This window comes from Enterococcus hermanniensis (assembly GCF_001885945.1).
Lineage (GTDB): Bacteria > Bacillota > Bacilli > Lactobacillales > Enterococcaceae > Enterococcus_A > Enterococcus_A hermanniensis.
In genome coordinates, this window is the sequence record NZ_JXKQ01000004.1 from 84,004 (window position 1) to 105,281 (window position 21,278).

Sequence of the window (21,278 nt, forward strand, 5' to 3'; positions counted from 1 at the left end):
TTATTTTCAGATAGAACCTTAGATAGGTGAAATTAATTCGTTTAACATTATACTGAAGGAGGGCAACGATGTTACGTACACAATTTGAAGAAGATTTATTGAATCTTCACAATCAGTTCTACGAGATGGGTATGATGGTTTCGAGCGCTGTGCATAAATCTGTTCGTTCATATATCGACCATGATAAGAAATTAGCACAAGAGGTAATCGACCATGATATTGAAATCAATAATATGGAAGTTAAGTTAGAGAAGAAAAGTTTTGAGATGATCGCGTTACAGCAACCAGTCACAACGGATCTAAGAACGATCATTACGATCATGAAAGCCAGCTCAGATTTGGAACGGATGGGAGATCATGCAGTTTCAGTCGCTAAATCAACGATCCGCTTGAAAGGTTTGCCGCGTATTCTAGAAGTTGAAAAAGAAATCAATGAAATGTCTAACTACGTGAAAAAAATGGTTGATAATGTACTAGTTGCTTATGTTAAAACGGACCAAAAAGATGCACGAATGATTGCACAAATGGATGAACGGGTAAATGATTATTTCCAAAAAATTTATGATATGACTACGAATACGATGGAAAAAGAATCGGATACGATCATCAGTGGAACAGATTATTTACATGTGGCCGGTTATTTAGAACGCGTAGGCGATTATGTAACTAATATTTGTGAATGGATCGTTTACTTAGCAACAGGAAAAATCACTGAATTAAATAGTAATCATAACGAGAATTTTTAAGTTTGAAAAGATAGGAAAACTTCCTATCTTTTTTTGTATCCCTCTAGCTATTTAGGAAGTCCGATAAAAAGATGGGTCTTTAGTCCTATGACAAATGATCAAAAAGAAGGCATAATATGTAATGTAAACAACAGTAATGTATTTGCTTTTTGAAGGAGGCAATTTCTATGAATGAAAGACAACGAATTTTAGAATTAGTCAAAAAAGGAATCTTATCGACTGAAGAAGGTTTAGATTTATTAGAAAGTATGGCCAAGGCGAAGGATGAAGCGCAGATCAAACAAGCTGCAGACAAAGTCGATTCTTATCATCGCGACCAAACTAGCAATGAAACAGAAGATGATCAACAAACAGCTTCTCGTTCTGACGAACAGGACTTGGAAGATCTTGAAGCTTACTTTGACGATCTAGCAACGGAAGCCAATCATTTATCGGCTCACCTTGATGAGATCAATCAACAAAAGAAAGAATTACAAGCAGCACTTCATGAAAAAGAAGAAGTATTGATGGAATTGGATACCAAAGAAGAGCTTGATACCTTATCTGAAGAAGATGAAAGTATCCGTAAAACTGTGGCTGAAGAAGTGAAGGACTTAAAAGCGCAGATTGCTGAATTAGAATCCGATGCGGATGATCAAGAAGAACAATTGAAAAATATTCAAGATAACCAAAATAATACTCGCAAAGAACGGGCGCGCGCACGTTTTGATATTCCTGATGATTTAAAAGATCAAGCCAGTGAAACATTCAATCAAATGAGCGAAAAATTAGGTGAAGCTGGGATTCAATTAGGTCGTTTGATGAAGAAAACATTCAAGACTGTTTCGGAGACCGTCGAAGAAAACGTTGACTGGAAAGATTTCAACCTAAAAGTTCCTGGTTTAGTAACTTCTAAGTTTGAGCATCAATTTTTATATACGGATGTGGAACCAACCTTGTTGGATATCAAGTTAGCGAATGGAAAGGTAACTTTGAAATCTTGGGATGACGAAGCCATCAAGGTCGACGCCAAAGTAAAACTTTATGGTAAAATGAATGAAGCAAGTCCGTTGCAATCGTTGATGGAACGGAGTCAGATCGAAGTAAATGATGAACATATCTCATTTCAAATTCCTAACAAACGTGTTCAAGCAGATCTAGTCTTTTATTTACCAAAACGTACGTATGATCACGTGGCAGTTAAATTATTGAATGGTGATTTGATTGTTGAGGAATTAGATGCCAAAGATGTTTATGCTAAATCGACGAATGGGCACATTGATTTTGAAAAAGTCAATGCAACGATGGTAGAGATCCAAGGTGTAAATGGAAATATCGACATTGATGAGGGCGATATTTTAGACTCAATCATTGAAACCGTCAATGGAACAATTACAACAAAAGCAGCTATTCAAAACTATGGTATCTCATTAGTTAATGGAGATATCAAAGTAACCGCAGGACATCCGAATTTACAAAAAATCAAAGCGAGCTCGGTTAATGGAAATGTAAAAGTATCCGTTAGTAAAGAAATCGGATTAGAAGGTGTGGCTAAGACAAGCCTGGGCAGCATTAATGATCGTTTATCAGATTATGAAGTTGTTCGTGAGAAAAAAGAAAAAACCAACCGTTTGTTGCAATTCCGTCGAGTAGCTGATGAAATGGCTAAACTGGATCTAGCAACAACAACAGGGAGTATATTCTTGAAAGATTTCGATAAATAAGAAATAATAAGGAAGGAAGATTCATATGCAAAAAAGATTACAAAAGTCACGATCAAATGTGGTATTAACCGGTACCCTTGCTGGTATCGCAGAATTCTTCGGAATTGATCCTACTATCGTACGAGTGATTTATGTTTTCTTGAGTTTTGGTTTGATCGGCGCACCGGTCATCTTATATATCTTGTTGGCACTTGTGATCCCAGCAGGCTCAAGAAAAAGCGATTCTTATGGACACAATAACCCCTATTATGGGAACAATAATTACAATAAGTTTGAAAAAAAATCGTCTACTCAACGCAAAAAAGCGGAGAAAATCGACGATGATGACTGGAGCGACTTTTAATGACTTACCTACAGCGCTTAATAGCTAATACATTGATTTTTATTTCATTGTCCGTACTCTTTCCACAACAAGTTTTTGTAGAAAGTTTAACGATGGCTATTGCCGCAAGCTTTGTTCTATCCTTACTAAATACGCTAGTCAAGCCAATTTTAACATTGCTTTCGCTACCGTTGAATATTTTAACGTTTGGATTGTTCAGCTTTGTGATCAGCGCTGGTATGTTGCAATTGACTTCCCACTTATTAGGAAATTATCGTTTTGGTTTCTCAAGTTTTGGTGTTTCGATTTTAGTTTCGATCGTTATGGCGATCATCAATGGAATCGTCTCCGAACATAATATGGATAAATACACGGATAGACATTAAGTCTATCCGTTTTTGCTTTAGTGTTTGCCAGTGTTCAATTTATAGAGCGCTTTTTTTATTGTATCAGATAGTATCATCAACCTAGTCACTCTCTTGATAAAATGATAAAATAGAGCGGTAGTGTAGAAAAGAGGGATAATATGGCTGAAACAGTAAAAGTAAAAGAACTTGTTGAAAAACTTTCGTTGGAAGTAGTAACTGGTGATGAAGAAAGCTTGGAACGAGTGATTACCACAGGGGATATCTCACGTCCAGGGCTAGAATTGACTGGTTATTTCAATTATTATTCCCACGATCGTTTACAACTTTTTGGAAATAAAGAAATCACATTTGCAGAGCGAATGATTCCTGAAGAGCGACTAATGGTGTTGCGTCGGATGTGCAGTGATGATACACCTGCATTTATTATTTCCCGTGGATTAACACCACCTAAGGAAATGATCCAAGCAGCAAGTGAACGAAACATTCCGGTCTTGAGTTCGCCGATTTCAACATCGCGTTTGCTTGGAGAAATCTCAAGTTTCCTAAATGGAGGATTGGCTCCACGGACAAGTGTCCATGGTGTGCTAGTCGATGTATATGGACTAGGTGTTTTGATCCAAGGGGATAGTGGTATCGGGAAAAGTGAAACAGCTTTAGAATTAGTGAAACGAGGCCATCGTCTGATTGCCGATGATCGAGTGGATGTTTATCAACAAGATGAATTAACCCTTGTGGGTGAACCACCAAGAATTTTACAGCATTTGATCGAGATTCGAGGAATCGGAATCATTGATGTTATGAATTTATTCGGTGCTAGTGCCGTTCGCGGATCAATGCCAGTACAACTAGTTGTATACTTAGAAAATTGGTCGAAAGATAAGAAGTATGACCGTTTAGGTAGTGGGAATACGGAAGTCGAAATCGCCGAAGTCAAAGTTCCACAAGTTAAGATCCCAGTAAAAACGGGTCGAAATGTGGCGATCATTATTGAAGTAGCTGCGATGAATTTCCGTGCACGCACGATGGGATATGACGCAACAAAGACCTTTGAAAATCGTTTGACTCAATTAATCGAAGAAAATTCAGGGCAGTAAGATGGCTGGGCAAGTAAATCGCGTAGCATTTGAGTTATTTGGTCTTCAAATCTATTGGTATGCGATCATTATTGTTTCAGGTATTGCCTTGGCTTTATGGTTAGCAAGTCGTGAAGCTATCAGAGTTGGCTTAAAAGAAGATGATATGACGAATTTTATTTTATGGGGATTGCCAATCGCGATCATTGGTGCACGCTTGTATTATATTTTATTTGATTTAGGCCCCTATTTAGCAGATCCGATTCAAATATTCAATATTCGAAGTGGCGGGCTAGCGATTTATGGTGGGTTGATTGCAGCGATCATTGTATTGATCTTTTATACCCGTCATCATTTTATTGATCCGTGGCTTTTCCTGGATGTTGTAGCGCCGAGTGTTATTATTGCTCAGGCAATTGGACGTTGGGGAAATTTTATGAATCATGAGGCTCACGGTGGTGCGACTACCCGACAATTTTTAGAAAATCTCCATTTACCACAATTTATTATTGATAATATGTATATCGATGGCGCCTATCGTCAGCCGACTTTCTTATACGAATCAATGTGGAGCTTACTAGGCTTCATCGTCATTATTTTATTACGAAAAAAGCTGTCGCTAAAACGTGGCGAAATCTTTTTAACTTATGTTACGTGGTATAGTTTTGGTCGCTTCTTTATTGAAGGGATGCGGACAGATAGTCTATATTTATTTGGCGGTATTCGTGTATCGCAAATGTTATCGTTAATTCTTTTTGTAGGCGCCATCATCTTATTGGTTTATCGCCGCAAAAAGTTAGTAACTATCAAGCCTTATGAGCGTGATAAAGGACCTAATCAAGCTTTAATTTAGGACATATCTAATGTTATCTATGCTATGATATTAGAAAAGCAAATCAACACAGGGAATCATTATGATCGTCTCATTTTTTAAATGAACACATCCCTTAATAGAAACTAGGAGGAAATCTCTGTGAAACAAAAAGTTGCAGTTTTAGGACCAGGATCTTGGGGAACTGCGTTAGCGCAAGTGCTTGCTGAAAATGGTCATGAAGTAAGACTCTGGGGAAATAACGTAGCACAAATCAATGAAATCAATACGTATCATACCAATCGTCATTATCTTCCAGATTTAAAAATTCCAGAAACAATTAAAGGCGAAACAGAATTAAAAGCTGCCGTTAAAGATGTGGATGCCGTATTATTTGTAGTTCCAACAAAAGCCATTCGCGCAGTAGCAAAAGAATTTTCTCAAGTAGCAGAAAATCAACCAGTAATCATTCATGCAAGCAAAGGACTAGAACAAGGCTCGCACAAACGTATTTCTGAAGTTTTAACAGAAGAAATCGCAGCAGAACATCGTAAGGGCGTAGTTGTTCTTTCTGGACCAAGTCATGCTGAGGAAGTCGCAGTCCATGATATTACAACAATCACCGCGGCGTGCGAAGATAGAAAACTAGCAGAATATGTTCAAAAACTATTTATGAATGATTATTTCCGGATTTATACAAATCCTGATGTGATTGGTGTGGAAACCGGAGCTGCATTAAAAAATATCATTGCTTTAGGTGCAGGTGCTTTGCATGGCCTTTCTTACGGTGACGATGCTAAAGCAGCCATCATGACTCGAGGATTAGCAGAAATCAGTCGTTTAGGTGTAGCAATGGGTGCTAATCCATTGACTTTTATTGGATTAAGCGGCGTTGGTGATCTGATTGTAACTTGTACTTCTGTCCATTCACGCAACTGGCGTGCTGGAAATTTATTAGGTAAAGGTCATAAACTTGATGAAGTATTAGAAAATATGGGTATGATCGTAGAAGGTGTTTCAACAACAAAAGCGGCTAAAGAATTAGCAGATCGTTTAGATGTAAGTATGCCGATCACTGAAACGATCTATGATGTACTTTACAATGATAAAGATGTTCGAGAAGCGTGTCGTGAACTGATGACACGTGAAGGGACATTTGAAAATGAATTTTAATAGAAAGAGTGGGATAGTAGATATGCGAGTGAAAAAAGCAGTCATTCCAGCAGCTGGACTAGGTACACGATTCTTACCGGCAACAAAAGCAATGGCAAAAGAAATGTTGCCGATCGTTGATAAACCAACGATTCAGTTTATTGTTGAAGAAGCTTTGAATTCTGGAATTGAAGATATCTTGATAGTTACTGGAAAAGCCAAACGTCCAATTGAAGATCATTTTGATTCAAATGTCGAGCTAGAGATGAACTTGAAGGAAAAAGGTAAAACCGATCTTTTAAAATTGGTTGAAGAAACAACAGATGTTAATCTACATTTCATTCGCCAATCGCATCCAAAAGGGTTAGGCGATGCTGTATTGCAAGCCCGTGCGTTTGTTGGGAATGAACCTTTCGTGGTCATGCTAGGTGATGATTTGATGGAAGACCGCGTACCATTGACGAAACAATTAATGAATGACTTTGAAAAAACACATGCCTCAACCATCGCTGTGATGCGTGTCCCAGAAGAAGATACATCAAAATATGGGATCATTAATCCAGGCGAAGAAGTATCCAAAGGATTATTCAATGTTAAAAACTTTGTTGAAAAACCAAAACCAGAAGAAGCACCAAGTAACTTAGCCATCATTGGTCGTTACTTATTAACACCTGAGATTTTTGAAGTTTTGGCAAAACAAAAACCAGGTGCAGGTGGAGAAATCCAATTAACCGATGCGATCGATACCTTGAACCGTACACAACGAGTTTTTGCTCATGAATTTAATGGCAAACGCTATGATGTCGGTGATAAATTTGGTTTCATGACAACTAGTATCGAATATGGATTAACTCATCCTGAAATTAAAGTGAAATTAAAAGATTATATCATTGCTTTGGGTAAAGAATTAAGCAATGAAGCTAAACCAAAAAAATAAACTAAAAGCACAGAATTTGATTCTGTGCTTTTTTATATTGTTAGTTATTTTAAAAAAAGATAAATGCAAAATTTGTCTGATTATTATATTAATAAAAGCTAGGAACTATCGCTTTATTTGTTATATAATGTTTTAAAGAAGAAAAAAATGGAACAGGAGGAACGATGAAAACTTATCGATTAAATAAAGAAATCGTGCTTGAATGTGCCATGGATTTAGTGGCCGAGTCTGGAATTGATGGGTTACGCTTGAATAAGATCGCGGATCGTTTGCAAGTAAAATCGCCATCTTTATATACCCATACAGGAAGTGTAACCGAACTTCGAAGCACAGTTGTCTGCCAAGCAATGAATCAATTTCGGGAACAATTAGTGGATTCTTTAATGGGACGTTCTCAGCTTCATGCCTTCATTGAATTAGGAAAAACCTGGGCTAGCTATGCAAAAAATCAACAATCTTTTTATAGGGTATTCTATCAACCAGACTATCAATTATTATATCAAGAAAATATCTCTGCTTTTTTAAAAGCAGCATTTAAACGGATATTTTTTGATTTTAAATTTGATGAAAAAGGGATCCAGCAAATCGAACGAGTGTTGACGAACTATTTTCGTGGTCATACGGAACAATTTAACGATAATAGTCTGACAGAAGCAGACTTAATCAGTGATTTAGAAATCATTTACACAGGATTGATTAAAAATATGAAGGAGGTATCTCAGGTGGTATAACTGAGATCCTTTTTTTCTCGTTTGCTTTTAGCTCTTTCTCTTTCATTAAATTACGTGTGAATGGTATAATTTAAGATAACAGAAGAAGAGAGAAGGCGATTGAATGAGTTTAGGAGGCATTGCAGCAATTATTGCAGCACTCGCTTTTGTAGTTTTAGTTATTTTTTTAGTTCGTGTGTTGCTCCAAGTATCAAAAACAGTTGAAAAGGTTGAAACAACAGTGGCCGAGGCAAATACGACAATCGATGTTCTAACCAAAGACGTTGATTTGCTGATGCAGCAAGTAGAAGGCTTATTAGTCAAAGGCAATCATTTATTAAACGATATAAATGGAAAAGTCGAAACGATCGATCCATTATTTACCGCAGTAGCTGACTTAAGTGAAAGTGTTTCTGCATTGAATAATTCAAGCCGCAATTTGGCAGTAAAAGTTGGCGGTGTTGGAAAAAATGCAGCTAAGGTTAGTGCTGCGGGGAAAGTCGGAACAACAACCATGAAGTTTTTCAAACATCGTAAAGCTACAACGAAAGCGGAGGGATAGAGATGGCGAAACGTGGAGGATTTTTAGCAGGAGCACTCATTGGAGGTGCAGCTGCAGCAGCGATAGCAGTGTTATTAACACCTAAATCTGGTAAACAGATGCGCGAAGATTTAGCAAAAAAAACAGATGACTTTTTAGATTTGGCCTCAGATTATACAGATGATTTTGTAAACAAGACAAGTGAAATGAGCTCGATCGTAAAAGATCGCGCATCAGACCTAAGTGATCAAGCGAGTGGACTAGCAGCTAACGTTAAAGGAACAGTCGATGATTCGATGGCGGAGATGGATGATATCACATCAGATACATTAGCAGATTTGAAACGCCAAAGTTCTGATTTGTCTGATCGTTTCCGTAAAGCCTCAAAAGATGTCCAAGATGTGGCTGAAGATACTTCAGATGATATCGTGATTGATGTGAAAAATACAAACGAAGAAGCCAAAGATCTGGTTTCTAAAACTTCAGAAGACGTGGCTGATAAAGCCAAAGATTTAAAAGAAGAGACGACTGATTTTTCTGAGATCAAAGAGGAATTAAAAGGTGAAGTTGAAAAAAATAATCCTGAATAACAAAAAAAGAAAAGCCGCTATTCTTTAAGAATAGCGGCTTTTTTTTATAAAATTTGTAATTCTTTGGATGTTTTAGTAAATGGAATGCACCCATCTTTAGTTACATAGATACAATCTTCAATTCGAACACCGACATCATTAGGTAAATAAATCCCTGGTTCGATCGAGAAGCACATGCCTTCTTTTATGACTAGATCATTTCCGCCAACAATCTGAGGAAATTCATGGATTGTTGTGCCAATACCATGACCTAGACGATGATTAAAGTATTCACCATAGCCATGCCCAGCAATGACATCACGAGCAATTTTGTCTAATTCGCCACAAGTTATCCCAGGTTTTACTGCTGCTTGGGCTTTTAATTGGGCCTCTAAAACAATATTATAGATATCTTTTTGGTGATCTGTTGGTTTGCCACAAGCAATCGTTCGGGTAGCATCACTGCAATAGCCATTCACGATGGTTCCAAGATCAAATAGCACCAATTCATTTTCTTTAATTGTATTTTTGCCTGGCGTTCCATGAGGGCTAGCAGCATTTGGACCTGCCAATACTTCTGTTGGAAAGGACATTTCTTTAATGCCTTTCTTTTTTAATTCGTATTCGATCTCCGCTACGACTTCTTCTTCAGTGATCCCAGGGCGGACATGTCGAAAGCCAATTTCGAAAGCTAAATCTGCTGTCGATCCTGCTTCAATCAAATGTTGGCATTCGGTCTCAGTTTTATATAGTTGTAATTCTTGGATCAACGGGGTTAAGTCCGCAGAAAAATCAGTGTTGGTAAAAGCATCGTTCAAACGTGCATAGCGGTCTAAAACCAATTGATTTTTTTCTAAGGCCATTTTTTTTGGTGCACCATAGCGTTGATTGATTTCAGCGATGATCAATGAAAAAGGATCTTGGCTATCTAAATACCCAACGACATCATATTCAAAACTACTAGCTTTAGCATCTTCAACTTCTAGTCCTGGTGCAAATAAGAAAGGATCTTTTTCTAATGGAATAAACAAAGCTAAGACACGTTCCATTGGATTGCTTTCAAAGCCTGAAAAGTAACCGATGTGACTAGCATCTGAGATATAGGCTAAATCGACTCCGTTCGTTTGCATCCAATTTCGTAATTCGTTAAGTTTTTCTTGGTTCATCATACTTCCTTCTTCCTTTTAGTATCATAATCATTGTAACACTAATAAAAAATATTGGAAAATGCAACATGTAAAACGTTTACATCGTTTTGAAGAAAAATGTGTAAAACGGTTGCAATCGCTGAAACAACGTGCTATTATCTTTTAGAAATGTAAATGACATTTTCTGAAAACATTATTAAAAGGAGTATATCCATGGAAAAGCAAACAATTACGATATATGATGTTGCTCGTGAAGCGAATGTTTCAATGGCAACTGTTTCTCGTGTGGTTAACGGCAACCCAAATGTAAAACCAACAACTCGCAAAAAGGTATTAGAAGTCATTGAACGTTTAGACTATCGTCCTAATGCTGTTGCGCGTGGTTTAGCAAGTAAGAAAACAACGACTGTTGGTGTTATCATTCCTGATGTTAGCAATATGTTTTTTGCATCATTGGCTCGCGGAATCGATGATATTGCAACAATGTATAAATACAATATTATTTTAGCTAACTCTGACGGAGAAGCACAAAAAGAAGTAAACGTTTTGAACAATTTATTAGCAAAACAAGTGGATGGTGTAATCTTCATGGGACATCGTATTACAGACGAAATCCGTGCGGAATTTTCTCGTTCAAAAACACCGATTGTTTTAGCTGGTTCAATTGATCCTGACGAACAAGTAGGTAGTGTGAACATCGATTACGCTGCAGCTACAAAAGAATCAATCGACTTACTAGCAAAACACGGCAATGAAAAAATTGCCTTCATCAGTGGCGCATTGATCGATCCAATCAATGGACAAGCACGTTTAGGTGGATACAAACAAGCATTAACTGAAAATAACTTAGATTACAATGAAGGCTTGATTTTTGAAGCGCTTTATAACTTCAAAGAAGGCCTAGCTTTAACTGATCGTATTTTAAATAGCGGCGCAACTGCTGCCTATGTAACTGATGATGAATTAGCGATTGGTTTATTAGATGGTCTACTTGATAAAGGAATCAAAGTTCCTGAAGATTTCGAAATCATTACAAGTAATGATTCATTGTTAACAGAAGTGGCTCGTCCACGTGTAAGTACTGTAACACAGCCTTTATATGATATCGGTGCAGTATCAATGCGTTTGTTAACAAAAATGATGAACAAAGAAGACGTAGAACAAAAAACAATTGAATTACCACATGGTATTATTGAAAAAGGTTCTACTAAAAATAATTAAATAAAAAAGCGGAGGCAAAAGTAGTACTACTTTTGCCTCCGCTTTTTTTGTGGATGTAGCTTGTTGAAAAAATGCTCAAATAAAGTTGTTTGAACTTTTTTGCTTACTAGAATCAAATGGCTTCGTATTCTAATTTTTTTCCGTCACATGGTGGAAGGGTGACGACGGGCAAAATCGAAAAATCGAAATTTGTCGACTTGATGACGGCTTTCCGTATATTGAAATTGCCGAGCATCATTGGTAAAGACGCGACTTTTTACGGAGACGATATTAATATCCTGTTGATTAAGGTCAAGAAGTTCACGATCTTCAGCCGATAAGGCATCGATGATGATTTCTTTTTCAGCAAAAGCAATATTCAATCCCAATTGATTTTCAAAGTAACGATAAATCGAATCTTTCGCAATTTCGGTATCTAACTCTGGGACAACTGAAGTCAATAACAGATCTTTATCCAATATGACTTTTTTTTGGTCAATGGCTCGCGTGCGGATCAAGCGCCAACAACTCACACCTGCTTCAAAACCGGTGAGGTTAGAGAGTGGTTGATCAATAATAATTTTTTTTAAGCTGACAACCTCGGTACTGCTCTCATATCCGTAGGAATTTTGTAATTCTTTATAGCTAGTTAAGCCCGAAACTGGAAAACGCAGCTGTTCACGCTTTAATACTAATGATCCTTTGCCTTGAATTTTCTGAATATAACCATTAGCCATTAACAGGGACAGGGCTTTTCGGATAGTATCTCTTGAAACGTTATAAGTTTGCCGCAATTTATTTTCACTAGGTAAAAAAGTATCCGGTTCATAGATACCTTTTAAGATGCCACGTTCAATCGTTTGATAGATTACTTCATAATTTTTCATCGAACACATTCTCCTAACTTGTCCGTATAAGTATTTTTATTATACAAAGAAATACTCAGTAAGTAAAACAGCTGACAATTTAACTTGAAAAAATAAATGAGAAAACTTTTATTTAAAGCGAAACTTGTGGGGTGTTCTACCAACATGTTTGGCATAACAGGACTACTTTTTAATTTATAAAGATTGTTATTCTTTGTTAAGATTAAAAAAAAATGATAAAAATAAAAAAGAGTAAAATGTAAGCGATTTACAAAAATGTTAAAAAACTTTATAGTAAACGTATTAATTGAACTTATCCATACAAGTTTATTTTATTCGGAGGGAAAAAAGATGGGAAAGTATGAAAAGGATTCAAAAGATCTGTTGGCAGCCATTGGTGGGACAGAAAACATTTCAGCCGTTACACATTGTGCTACGCGGATGCGATTTGTTTTGAACGATCCAAAAAAAGCTGACGAGAAACAAATTGAAGATATCCCAAGTGTTAAAGGTATGTTTACCAATGCCGGTCAATTTCAAGTAATCGTCGGGAATGATGTTGCTACTTTTTACAATGAATTTGCGGCAGTTTCTGGGGTCAAAGGTGTTTCTAAAGAAGCGGCGAAGTCAGCTGCGAAGCAAAATCAAAACCCAGTGCAACGTGCAATCACAGTATTAGCAGAAATTTTTACGCCGTTATTACCAGCAATTATCGTCGGTGGTTTGATTTTAGGCTTCCGTAATATTTTGGAAGCTGTACCAATGGGATGGCTAGATGGTCAAACAATCGTTCAAGCCTCTCAATTTTGGGATGGTGTGAATAGTTTCTTATGGTTGCCAGGTGAAGCGATTTTCCATTTCCTACCAGTAGGGATTACGTGGAGTATTGCTCGTAAAATGGGTGCAACTGAGATTCTAGGGATTGTTCTAGGAATCACGCTAGTATCTCCGCAATTATTGAATGCGTATGCAGTAAATGGTACGACAGCGGCAGAGATCGCGAAAGATTGGACTTGGAATTTTGGTTTCTTTACGATTGATAAAATTGGTTATCAAGCGCAAGTTATCCCAGCGATGTTGGCCGGATTTTTATTGGTTTACTTAGAGCGTTTCTTCCGGAAACGTATCCCAGAAGCAATCTCAATGATTTTTGTTCCATTCTTTTCATTAATTCCGACAATCCTAGCTGCTCATCTTATTTTGGGACCGATTGGTTGGAAAATCGGAACAGCAATTTCAGCAGTTGTAAATGCGGGATTGACATCAAGTGTTAGCTGGTTATTCGGCGGTATTTTTGGCGCGTTATATTCGCCATTAGTAATCACGGGGCTACACCATACAACTCTAGCGATCGATTCACAGCTGATCGCGGATTTTGGGTCAACGAATTTATGGCCAATGATTTGTTTATCAAATATTGCTCAAGGTGCAGCAGTACTTGCAATCGTCTTTGCTCACCGTGGAAATAAAAAAGAAGAACAAGTTTCGATTCCTTCTGTTATTTCAGCTTGGTTAGGTGTAACTGAGCCAGCGATGTTCGGAATCAATTTGAAATATACCTATCCATTTATTGCGGCGATGATCGGTAGTGGAATTGCCGGTTTATTCGTTACTTTATTCAAAGTTCGTGCGTTATCCATCGGTGTTGGGGGCTTACCAGGGATCTTAGCGATTCGTCCACAAGATTATTTGATCTTTGGTATTGGTATGTTGATTGCGATCGTTGTTCCATTCGTCTTGACGTTAGCCTTTCGTAAAGTCGGCTTATTCAATAAAATTGATCAAATCGAAGAAGGCAATGAGCCATCATTAGACAATCAACCAACTAAAAAAACGGGTGCCATCGTTGAATTATTTGCACCAATCACAGGATTCCTTCAACCATTAAACAAAGCAAAAGATCCTGTTTTTGCTGAAGGCATGATGGGGCAAGGCGCAGTGATCGAACCAAGTGAAGGAAAATTAGTTGCACCGTTTGATGGTCATATCAGTCTGCTTTTCCCAACGAAACATGCAATTGGGTTAGTTAGTAATGAAGGAACAGAAGTATTGATCCATATCGGAATCGATACGGTGAAGTTAGATGGACAATACTTTACGAGTCATATTAAACAAGGCGATGCAGTGGAAAAAGGACAGTTATTAATGGAATTTGATATCGATGCGATCAAAGCTGCCGGCTATGATGTTCAAACACCGATTATCGTGACAAATTCTACGGATTATCAAGTGGATTCATTGATTGAAGAAGCACCAGTTACAAATGCAGAAAAAATCTTAGTAGCTACTGAGTTATAGAGAGAAGTTGGAGGACACAATGAGTTTTAAAGAGAAAGTCATCTATCAGATCTATCCCAAATCATTTATGGATACTAATCGCGATGGCATGGGAGATCTCCAAGGGATCACACAAAAAATTCCATACTTAGAAAAATTAGGGATCGATATGATTTGGTTAAGTCCGATCTACAAAAGTCCACAAAAAGACAATGGGTATGATGTCGCAGATTACACAGCGATCAATCCAATGTTTGGTACGATGGCAGACTTTGATAGATTGATTGAAACCGCAAAAGCTCATGGAATCGAGATTATGTTGGATATGGTTTTCAATCATGTCTCAATCGAACACGAATGGTTTCAAAAAGCTTTAGCAGGTGAAAAGAAATATCAAGATTACTTTATCTTAAGAGATGAGCCTACGGATTGGATCTCAAAATTTGGTGGGAACGCCTGGGCACCATTTGGAGACTCAGGAAAATATTATTTACATCTTTATGATGTAACGCAAGCCGATTTGGATTGGCGAAATCCTGAAGTACGTGAAGAATTATTTGATGTATTACATTTTTGGATGGATAAGGGAATCAAAGGTTTCCGTTTTGATGTGATCAATGTAATTGGAAAAGATGAAGTCTTGAAAGATTGTCCACAAGACGATGGAAAACCGGCGTATACAGATCGTCCAATCAATCATGAGTATATCCAGCTGATGAATCGTGCGACTTTTGGCAAAGACCCTGAGATCGTTACGGTTGGTGAGATGAGTTCTACCACGATTGAAAATTGTGTCTTATATACAAATAGAGAACGTGAAGAATTAACAATGACGTTCAATTTTCATCATTTAAAAGTAGATTATGAAGACGGAAGAAAATGGACCCAAGCACCATTTGATTTTGAAAAGTTAAAAGAGCTTTTCCATACATGGGGGACACAAATGAGTGAAGAACAAGGGTGGAATGCTTTGTTCTGGAACAATCATGATCAACCGCGTGCAATCAACCGTTTTATTAAAGGCAAAGAGCACCGTGTTGTTGGCGCTAAAATGTTAGCTAGCATGATCCATCTTAATCGAGGAACACCTTATGTTTACATGGGAGAAGAAATCGGTATGATCGATCCAGACTTTGATTCAATGGAACAATACATTGATATTGAAAGTTTGAACGCGTATCAAGAACTTCTGGATGCAGGAATAAAACCGCAAGAAGCGTTTGAAATTGTTAAAAGCAAATCGCGTGATAACTCTCGAATTCCAGTTCAATGGACAGCTGAGCAATACGGCGGCTTCTCAGAAGTAGAGCCATGGATCAGCGTAGGAAAATCAGTTCCCGAAATCAATGTCGAAAAAGAACTCAAGGAAGGATCGATCTTTAGCTACTATCAAAAATTGATTCAACTAAGAAAAGAATATCCTGTAATTGCCAAAGGAAGTTATGAAGCCTTTGTTCCGGACAATCAACAAATCTACGGGTATATCCGCCGTTTCGAAAATCATCGTTTATTGGTTCTAAATAATTTCTTCTCAAAAGAAACCACGATTGAAGTGCCAAAGGAATTTTTAGCTGGGAAAATTCTGATCAGTAATTATGATGATCCAAAAATAGAAGAGCAAATCATATTAAAACCGTATCAATCATTAGCAATTTATTGCTAATAAAAAAGCTGGGACTAGAGTAGAAATACTTGCGTCCCAGCTTTTTTTAATTACTAGTAAAGGATCGATGGATTTATTTCAAAAGCCACCCGCCGTCGATTGGTAAAACAATCCCTTGCATATAACGGGATTCGTCACTTGCTAAAAATAAAGTTGCTTGAGCGACTTCACTTGGTGTAGCCCAGCGTTTGACAGGAGTCTCACTTGCCACCCATTTGGCCATAGCACCGTCACCAGCAAAATCAGCTTGATTCATCGGTGTATTGATTGCACCAGGAGCCAAAGCATTTACATGTAATCCTTGCTCAGCGTAATCAAGAGCTAGTTGTTTTGTAAAACCGATAATAGCATGTTTACTAGTTGTATAGGCGATCCCACCGCCGCCTGCGACTAGACCAGCAATCGAAGCCATATTGATGACTGCTCCCTTATTGCCTAAAAGTTCTGCTAATAATAATTTTGTTACTAAAAACATCCCTTTAAGATTGGTATTCAAAACTCGTTCCCATAAGACTTCATCAGTTTCAGCCAAGGCTAGATAATCATCTAAAATCCCAGCTGTATTCAGCAGAATATCGATCGTGCCGAAGGTCTGATGACAGTGATCAATCGCTGCTTGTATGTGTGCTTTGTTTTTGATATCGCCTGTAAAGCTGGCGATACGTTCCGAAAATTCAGTCGGTAAATCTAGATGATCAAGTGGCTGGATATCAAAGGTAAAAACAAACGCATTCGCAATTAAAAATTGTTTTGCTTGAGCCGCACCGATCCCGGATGCTGCTCCTGTGATGAAAACGACTTTATTCGAAAAATCCGCCGTGATCATTCAACAATTTTCCAGTCATTTGCTAGAATGTCACAAACCGTTGGAGCAAAACTTGAGAAACCTTCATCTGCTGTTTTGATCAAAAAATATGGCGTCACTGGGGAATCATCAAAAATGGCTCCTTCAACTAGCGTGACATATAATTCAAAACCACTCCAACCTGTCCGGATAATTTTGGCTCCTTGTTTTAGTTTTGGTAAAATTTCTTCAAATGACATCTGTTTTTTTCCTCCTTATATTTCTAGCGATTAAACTATCTTTCGCAAGGATAGCAAAAAAAAGAACGGATCACAAGAAACTAAAAAAAAGACCTCTCAACTTTGAGAGGTCTTTTGGAATGATTAATCATCGTCATCTGCTTGATCATCATTGTCTGTCGTTTTGGCTTTAGAACTACTTTTATTTCTAGTATTCCAATAAGTTTTGTAGTCGGCATCTGCACCACCAATACCAAATTCATAGGTATTAGCTGCAGGACCATCTTTCGCCCATAAAGAGGTTGTCTCACCACTTGGAACTTGATAGGTCGTACCATTATGAGTCACTTTTCCAGCCTTCAAGCCAGTGAAGTCAGATACTTTGACTTGCTTAACATCATCAGATAGTTCGAATTTCTCGCTTGTTCCGAAGATATTAGGATTGACTTGATAGATTCGTCCAGCAAGGTAAGCCATATAATTTGCTGTTCGTGTTCCGGCGCCGTCGGCCATGGGTTGGTTATCGTCGCGACCAGTCCAAGAACCTAATGTGATCGTTGGTGTAGAAACAATCAACCAGTTATCAGCATAGTTATCCGTCGTACCGGTTTTACCAACCCAATCAGCGGTACTCAATTGATAATTGACACCACTTAAAATAGATTTGAACGGCGTTGTTTTTTGTTCTGTAATTACGCTACGCATCATATCATTCATGATCGATGCAGTAGCTTTTGAATAAACTTGTACCGGATTATCTTTGTGTTTATAGATTTCTTTACCCGTGCTATCAGTGATCGAATCGATCAGATAACCTTGTTCATACGTCCCGCCATTTGCGAGGGTTTGGAAGCCATTGACTTCGGTCAACGTAGAAACGTTTGTCGTTCCTAATGGGGCAGATTCAACCCCCCAAGTATCAGAAGAAGGGTAATTCATTTTCTTCAAATAGTTCTCGTAAGCATATTGATCAGAGCCTTTTTTAGAGAGCATATCTTGATAAACATGGTATGCTGTGATATTTGTCGATTCAGTCAAAGCCTCACGGGCTGTTTGGAAAGTCTTAGAACCTTTATTTTCAGCATTTTCTAAAGCTTTGCCGGCATGCTCGCCGTGTTGGTATTTCATTGGAAAATCGGCGATACGAGATTCACTACCCAGTAAACCTTGATCAATCGCAGGTCCATAAACTAAGACGGGTTTAATTGAAGAACCAGCTTGACGAGAAGTATCAAAAGCATGGTTATTTTGGTTGGTCGTATAATCACGACTACCAACGAAACCATAAATGCGACCAGTACTATTATCCATCAAGACGGAACCTGTCTCAACGGTTTCACCAGAACCATCATCTAGATATTGACCGTACTCAGCTACGCCGAGTTGCATAGCATCGTAAATATTTTTATTGATCGTTGATTTAACCGTCAATCCTTGATTTTGCATTTTCACTTTTGCTTGTTCGATGTAGCGCGTACTTACTTCATCTTTTTTATACTCAGCATCGCTGACACCATCATCTTTGGCTTGCTGTTTCGCGATGATACTGATTGCTTCGTTATAAACGGTATAATATAGGAAGCCATGTTGTTGTACTTCGACGTCTTGACGTCCTTGGAAATCTTTTGCTAAATCATATTTTTTAGCAGCTTCATATTCTTTTTTAGAAATTACTTGTTCACGATACATATTGAAAAGCACATCGTCTTTACGTGCCATCCCATACGAATAATCTTGTTTTAAATCTCCAGTATTTGTGTAAGGACTATAGACGATCGGACTTTGTGGCAGTCCTGCGATGAAGGCGGACTGTGCTAAATTCAAATCTTTGGCATGAACGCCAAAAATCCCGACAGCGGCTTCTTCAACACCGGCAATATTTTGACCTTTATTGTTTCGGCCGAAAGGTGAGATGTTCAAATACGCCGTTAAGATTTCATCTTTGCTAAGATATTTTTCTAAATCTAGAGCTAGGACGATTTCATTGGCTTTTCGTTTGAACGATGTTTCATTGGTCAATACTTGTTGTTTAATCAGTTGCTGAGTCAATGTTGACCCACCAGAACCAGCACCGAATCCAACGATTTCAGCTAGCGAAGCACGAACAACTGCTTTTGGGACGACCCCATGATGTTTATAAAAATTTTCATCTTCTGTCGCCACCAAAGCTTTTTTGACCCAAGGTGAAATTTCGTTTGAAGCTACTTTTTCTCGAATCGGGTCAGATTGAATCGTGGCTAATTCTTGACTATCGTCATAAAGTAGCTTAGAAGATTCCGCCACATCGCCAACTTTTTGCTGAATCTCTGTCTTAGTTAAAACACTCGTTCCTTCTACTAAATGAGCAAAATAACCGGCGCCAATCCCTAAAGCCAGCATGCCCCCTAAGAAAAGCACAACGATAAAACCAAGCAACATTGTCTGAATCACTCGTAAGGAAACATTTAAAGCGAACGGGCCACCGAGACCTGCTCTCGATTTGTTCTTGTTACGCTTTTTTCCTTGCTTTTTTATTTTCTTTTTGTGAGCCAAAAAGTCCACCTCATTAAATTCTATTCATTTTGATTATCTGTTGAATTATAGCAAATATTTACTTCTATTAACAAGGTCGTGACGTGTTTGTAATCAAAACTTCAAACAAATGTTAACTAAAATAAAAAAAGTGGATGAAAGAGTGTAAATAATTTTCAGTCCCTTATAAATTATTCAGGTATAACTTATATTAATTCTAGCGAATAGCTTTTATTTCATTGTTTTTTCGGTTAATATGAGAAAGTATGAATCATTGCAGAAAACTTATGCGTAATGAGCATAGACTAGTTTTTAAAGCTAGACTTACAACTATTTAGGAGGATAAAAAATGAGTTCAGACTTTTTCCAAGAACTAAAAGAACGTGGTTTGATTTTTCAAGTAACAGACGAAGCAGCCCTAGAAAAACAATTAAATGAAGAGTCTGTAAAACTATATATTGGCTTTGATCCAACAGCCGACAGTTTACATATTGGTCACTTATTACCAATTTTGACTTTACGTCGCTTTCAACAAAATGGCCATGTACCAATTGCTTTAGTTGGTGGTGGTACGGGAATGATTGGAGATCCATCATTCAAAGATGCTGAGCGTCAATTAAATACATTGGATACAGTCCAAAACTGGTCGCAAAGTATCAAAAACCAACTTTCAGGTATTATTGATTTCGAAAACAAAGAAAACCCAGCCATCGTTGCAAACAACTATGAATGGTTAGGCGAATTGAAAATGATTGATTTCTTACGTGATGTCGGTAAAAACTTTACAATCAACTACATGATGAGTAAAGAAAGTGTTAAACGCCGAATCGAATCGGGTATTTCTTATACGGAATTTGCTTACCAATTATTACAAGCGTACGACTTTTATGAATTGAATCGTCGTTACGGCTGTCTTTTGCAATTGGGTGGAAGCGACCAATGGGGAAATATCACTTCAGGAATTGAATTGATCCGTCGTGAAGAAGGAAAACAAGCTTTTGGGTTGACGATGCCATTAATTACAAAAGCAGATGGCACTAAATTTGGTAAGACAGAAGGAAATGCCGTCTGGTTGGACCCTGAAAAAACGTCTCCTTATGAATTTTATCAATTCTGGATCAATACGGATGACCGTGATGCAATTAAATTCTTGAAATACTTTACTTTCTTCAGTTTAGCAGAAATTCAAGCCATCGAAGCAGAATTTACAGCGGCTCCTGAACAGCGTGCAGCCCAAAAAGCGTTAGCTAAAGAGGTTACAACATTGGTACATGGTGCTGAAGCATATAACCAAGCAGTAAATATTTCTGCAGCATTATTCAGTGGAGAAGTTAAAAAATTGAATGCTGAAGAAATCAAACAAGGATTCAAAAACGTACCGAACTATCAAGTTGGTGCTGACGATGATTTGAATCTTGTTGAAATCTTACTAACAGCTGGAATTGAAAAATCAAAACGCCAAGCCCGAGAAGATATCACGAATGGGGCGATTTATATTAATGGCGATCGGATCCAAGATGTGGCATACACCTTAAGTGATCAAGATAAATTAGCAGATGAATACATCGTTGTTCGTCGTGGTAAGAAAAAATATTTTGTTTTACAGTTCTAGTAATGAAGGCTAAATCGAATGATTTAGCCTTTTCTATGTTATGAGA

At 37.7% G+C, this 21,278-nt stretch carries 20 protein-coding genes; 15 read left to right on the plus strand and 5 right to left on the minus strand.

All coding sequences use genetic code 11. The annotated features are described in order from the left end of the window. Positions 1 to 68: 68 nt before the first annotated feature. The 11 genes from phoU to RV04_RS05855 all read left to right on the plus strand — a co-directional run bounded on the left by phoU (position 69) and on the right by RV04_RS05855 (position 8,953). Complete coding sequence (gene phoU, locus RV04_RS05805) at positions 69 to 746, plus strand: phosphate signaling complex protein PhoU (RefSeq protein ID WP_071857528.1); 678 nt, start codon at positions 69 to 71, stop codon at positions 744 to 746. Positions 747 to 913: 167 nt separating this feature from the next. Next, positions 914 to 2,449 (plus strand): daptomycin-sensing surface protein LiaX, encoded by a 1,536-nt coding sequence (liaX, locus tag RV04_RS05810; protein WP_071857529.1) that lies wholly within the window; start codon positions 914 to 916, stop codon positions 2,447 to 2,449. A gap of 25 nt (positions 2,450 to 2,474) precedes the next feature. Next, positions 2,475 to 2,792, plus strand: a complete 318-nt coding sequence (locus RV04_RS05815; protein WP_071857530.1) for a PspC domain-containing protein — start codon at positions 2,475 to 2,477, stop codon at positions 2,790 to 2,792. Then, a complete protein-coding gene (locus tag RV04_RS05820) occupies positions 2,792 to 3,157 on the plus strand; it encodes a phage holin family protein (RefSeq protein ID WP_071857531.1) in 366 nt (121 codons plus the stop codon). The genes RV04_RS05815 and RV04_RS05820 overlap by 1 nt, the downstream gene beginning before the upstream one ends. 140 nt (positions 3,158 to 3,297) lie before the next feature. Next, positions 3,298 to 4,233, plus strand: coding sequence for an HPr(Ser) kinase/phosphatase (gene hprK / locus RV04_RS05825; protein ID WP_071857532.1), 936 nt, complete (start codon positions 3,298 to 3,300; stop codon positions 4,231 to 4,233). Between the two features lies 1 nt (position 4,234). After that, positions 4,235 to 5,065, plus strand: a complete 831-nt coding sequence (gene lgt, locus RV04_RS05830) for a prolipoprotein diacylglyceryl transferase (RefSeq protein WP_071857533.1) — start codon at positions 4,235 to 4,237, stop codon at positions 5,063 to 5,065. A 120-nt stretch (positions 5,066 to 5,185) separates the two neighbouring features. Next, positions 5,186 to 6,196 (plus strand): NAD(P)H-dependent glycerol-3-phosphate dehydrogenase, encoded by a 1,011-nt coding sequence (locus RV04_RS05835; RefSeq protein WP_071857534.1) that lies wholly within the window; start codon positions 5,186 to 5,188, stop codon positions 6,194 to 6,196. 22 nt (positions 6,197 to 6,218) lie between these two features. Then, a complete protein-coding gene (gene galU, locus RV04_RS05840) occupies positions 6,219 to 7,112 on the plus strand; it encodes a UTP--glucose-1-phosphate uridylyltransferase GalU (RefSeq protein WP_071857698.1) in 894 nt (297 codons plus the stop codon). 164 nt (positions 7,113 to 7,276) lie between these two features. Beyond that, on the plus strand, positions 7,277 to 7,843 hold the full coding sequence (locus RV04_RS05845) for a TetR/AcrR family transcriptional regulator (protein ID WP_071857535.1): 567 nt from the start codon (positions 7,277 to 7,279) through the stop codon (positions 7,841 to 7,843). 103 nt (positions 7,844 to 7,946) lie between these two features. Next, positions 7,947 to 8,384 (plus strand): DUF948 domain-containing protein, encoded by a 438-nt coding sequence (locus RV04_RS05850; RefSeq protein WP_071857536.1) that lies wholly within the window; start codon positions 7,947 to 7,949, stop codon positions 8,382 to 8,384. Between the two features lie 2 nt (positions 8,385 to 8,386). Further along, a complete protein-coding gene (locus RV04_RS05855) occupies positions 8,387 to 8,953 on the plus strand; it encodes a YtxH domain-containing protein (RefSeq protein WP_071857537.1) in 567 nt (188 codons plus the stop codon). Positions 8,954 to 8,997: 44 nt separating this feature from the next. On the opposite strand, the gene RV04_RS05860 is transcribed toward RV04_RS05855, so the two are convergent. Next, on the minus strand, positions 8,998 to 10,098 hold the full coding sequence (locus RV04_RS05860) for a M24 family metallopeptidase (protein WP_071857699.1): 1,101 nt from the start codon (positions 10,096 to 10,098) through the stop codon (positions 8,998 to 9,000). 195 nt (positions 10,099 to 10,293) lie between these two features. Here RV04_RS05860 and ccpA point away from each other — a divergent pair, with 195 nt between their 5' ends. Then, on the plus strand, positions 10,294 to 11,301 hold the full coding sequence (gene ccpA / locus RV04_RS05865; protein WP_071857538.1) for a catabolite control protein A: 1,008 nt from the start codon (positions 10,294 to 10,296) through the stop codon (positions 11,299 to 11,301). Positions 11,302 to 11,444: 143 nt separating this feature from the next. On the opposite strand, the gene treR is transcribed toward ccpA, so the two are convergent. After that, a complete protein-coding gene (gene treR / locus RV04_RS05870) occupies positions 11,445 to 12,167 on the minus strand; it encodes a trehalose operon repressor (protein ID WP_071857539.1) in 723 nt (240 codons plus the stop codon). Positions 12,168 to 12,497: 330 nt separating this feature from the next. Here treR and treP point away from each other — a divergent pair, with 330 nt between their 5' ends. After that, complete coding sequence (treP, locus tag RV04_RS05875) at positions 12,498 to 14,444, plus strand: PTS system trehalose-specific EIIBC component (RefSeq protein ID WP_071857540.1); 1,947 nt, start codon at positions 12,498 to 12,500, stop codon at positions 14,442 to 14,444. A gap of 19 nt (positions 14,445 to 14,463) precedes the next feature. After that, positions 14,464 to 16,086 carry an alpha,alpha-phosphotrehalase gene (gene treC, locus RV04_RS05880; protein ID WP_071857541.1) on the plus strand — a complete coding sequence of 541 codons (1,623 nt, stop codon included), beginning with the start codon at positions 14,464 to 14,466 and terminating at the stop codon, positions 16,084 to 16,086. A 73-nt stretch (positions 16,087 to 16,159) separates the two neighbouring features. Here the strand turns inward: treC and RV04_RS05885 are convergent, their stop codons facing one another. From RV04_RS05885 to RV04_RS05895, 3 genes are all read right to left on the minus strand, one after another. Further along, positions 16,160 to 16,912: a 3-oxoacyl-ACP reductase gene (locus RV04_RS05885; protein ID WP_071857542.1), complete on the minus strand. Its 753-nt coding sequence runs from the start codon at positions 16,910 to 16,912 to the stop codon at positions 16,160 to 16,162. Next, on the minus strand, positions 16,909 to 17,130 hold the full coding sequence (locus RV04_RS05890) for a DUF2829 domain-containing protein (RefSeq protein ID WP_071857543.1): 222 nt from the start codon (positions 17,128 to 17,130) through the stop codon (positions 16,909 to 16,911). The genes RV04_RS05885 and RV04_RS05890 overlap by 4 nt, the downstream gene beginning before the upstream one ends. Before the next feature lie 123 nt (positions 17,131 to 17,253). Continuing rightward, positions 17,254 to 19,641 carry a transglycosylase domain-containing protein gene (locus RV04_RS05895; protein ID WP_071857544.1) on the minus strand — a complete coding sequence of 796 codons (2,388 nt, stop codon included), beginning with the start codon at positions 19,639 to 19,641 and terminating at the stop codon, positions 17,254 to 17,256. Between the two features lie 328 nt (positions 19,642 to 19,969). On the opposite strand from RV04_RS05895, the gene tyrS reads away from it, so the two are divergent. Next, complete coding sequence (tyrS, locus tag RV04_RS05900; protein ID WP_071857545.1) at positions 19,970 to 21,232, plus strand: tyrosine--tRNA ligase; 1,263 nt, start codon at positions 19,970 to 19,972, stop codon at positions 21,230 to 21,232. Positions 21,233 to 21,278 lie beyond the last annotated feature (46 nt).

What these genes read in the sequence shown, in the direction of transcription:
- RV04_RS05815 (WP_071857530.1), top strand. Translation starts at nt 2,475, where the DNA reads ATGCAAAAAAGATTACAAAAGTCACGATCAAATGTGGTATTAACCGGT.
- RV04_RS05845 (WP_071857535.1), top strand. Translation starts at nt 7,277, where the DNA reads ATGAAAACTTATCGATTAAATAAAGAAATCGTGCTTGAATGTGCCATG.
- ccpA (WP_071857538.1), top strand. Translation starts at nt 10,294, where the DNA reads ATGGAAAAGCAAACAATTACGATATATGATGTTGCTCGTGAAGCGAAT.
- lgt (WP_071857533.1), top strand. Translation starts at nt 4,235, where the DNA reads ATGGCTGGGCAAGTAAATCGCGTAGCATTTGAGTTATTTGGTCTTCAA.
- RV04_RS05885 (WP_071857542.1), bottom strand. Translation starts at nt 16,912, where the DNA reads ATGATCACGGCGGATTTTTCGAATAAAGTCGTTTTCATCACAGGAGCA.
- RV04_RS05860 (WP_071857699.1), bottom strand. Translation starts at nt 10,098, where the DNA reads ATGAACCAAGAAAAACTTAACGAATTACGAAATTGGATGCAAACGAAC.
- treR (WP_071857539.1), bottom strand. Translation starts at nt 12,167, where the DNA reads ATGAAAAATTATGAAGTAATCTATCAAACGATTGAACGTGGCATCTTA.
- phoU (WP_071857528.1), top strand. Translation starts at nt 69, where the DNA reads ATGTTACGTACACAATTTGAAGAAGATTTATTGAATCTTCACAATCAG.
- liaX (WP_071857529.1), top strand. Translation starts at nt 914, where the DNA reads ATGAATGAAAGACAACGAATTTTAGAATTAGTCAAAAAAGGAATCTTA.
- treP (WP_071857540.1), top strand. Translation starts at nt 12,498, where the DNA reads ATGGGAAAGTATGAAAAGGATTCAAAAGATCTGTTGGCAGCCATTGGT.
- tyrS (WP_071857545.1), top strand. Translation starts at nt 19,970, where the DNA reads ATGAGTTCAGACTTTTTCCAAGAACTAAAAGAACGTGGTTTGATTTTT.
- galU (WP_071857698.1), top strand. Translation starts at nt 6,219, where the DNA reads ATGCGAGTGAAAAAAGCAGTCATTCCAGCAGCTGGACTAGGTACACGA.
- hprK (WP_071857532.1), top strand. Translation starts at nt 3,298, where the DNA reads ATGGCTGAAACAGTAAAAGTAAAAGAACTTGTTGAAAAACTTTCGTTG.
- RV04_RS05850 (WP_071857536.1), top strand. Translation starts at nt 7,947, where the DNA reads ATGAGTTTAGGAGGCATTGCAGCAATTATTGCAGCACTCGCTTTTGTA.
- RV04_RS05890 (WP_071857543.1), bottom strand. Translation starts at nt 17,130, where the DNA reads ATGTCATTTGAAGAAATTTTACCAAAACTAAAACAAGGAGCCAAAATT.
- RV04_RS05855 (WP_071857537.1), top strand. Translation starts at nt 8,387, where the DNA reads ATGGCGAAACGTGGAGGATTTTTAGCAGGAGCACTCATTGGAGGTGCA.
- treC (WP_071857541.1), top strand. Translation starts at nt 14,464, where the DNA reads ATGAGTTTTAAAGAGAAAGTCATCTATCAGATCTATCCCAAATCATTT.
- RV04_RS05820 (WP_071857531.1), top strand. Translation starts at nt 2,792, where the DNA reads ATGACTTACCTACAGCGCTTAATAGCTAATACATTGATTTTTATTTCA.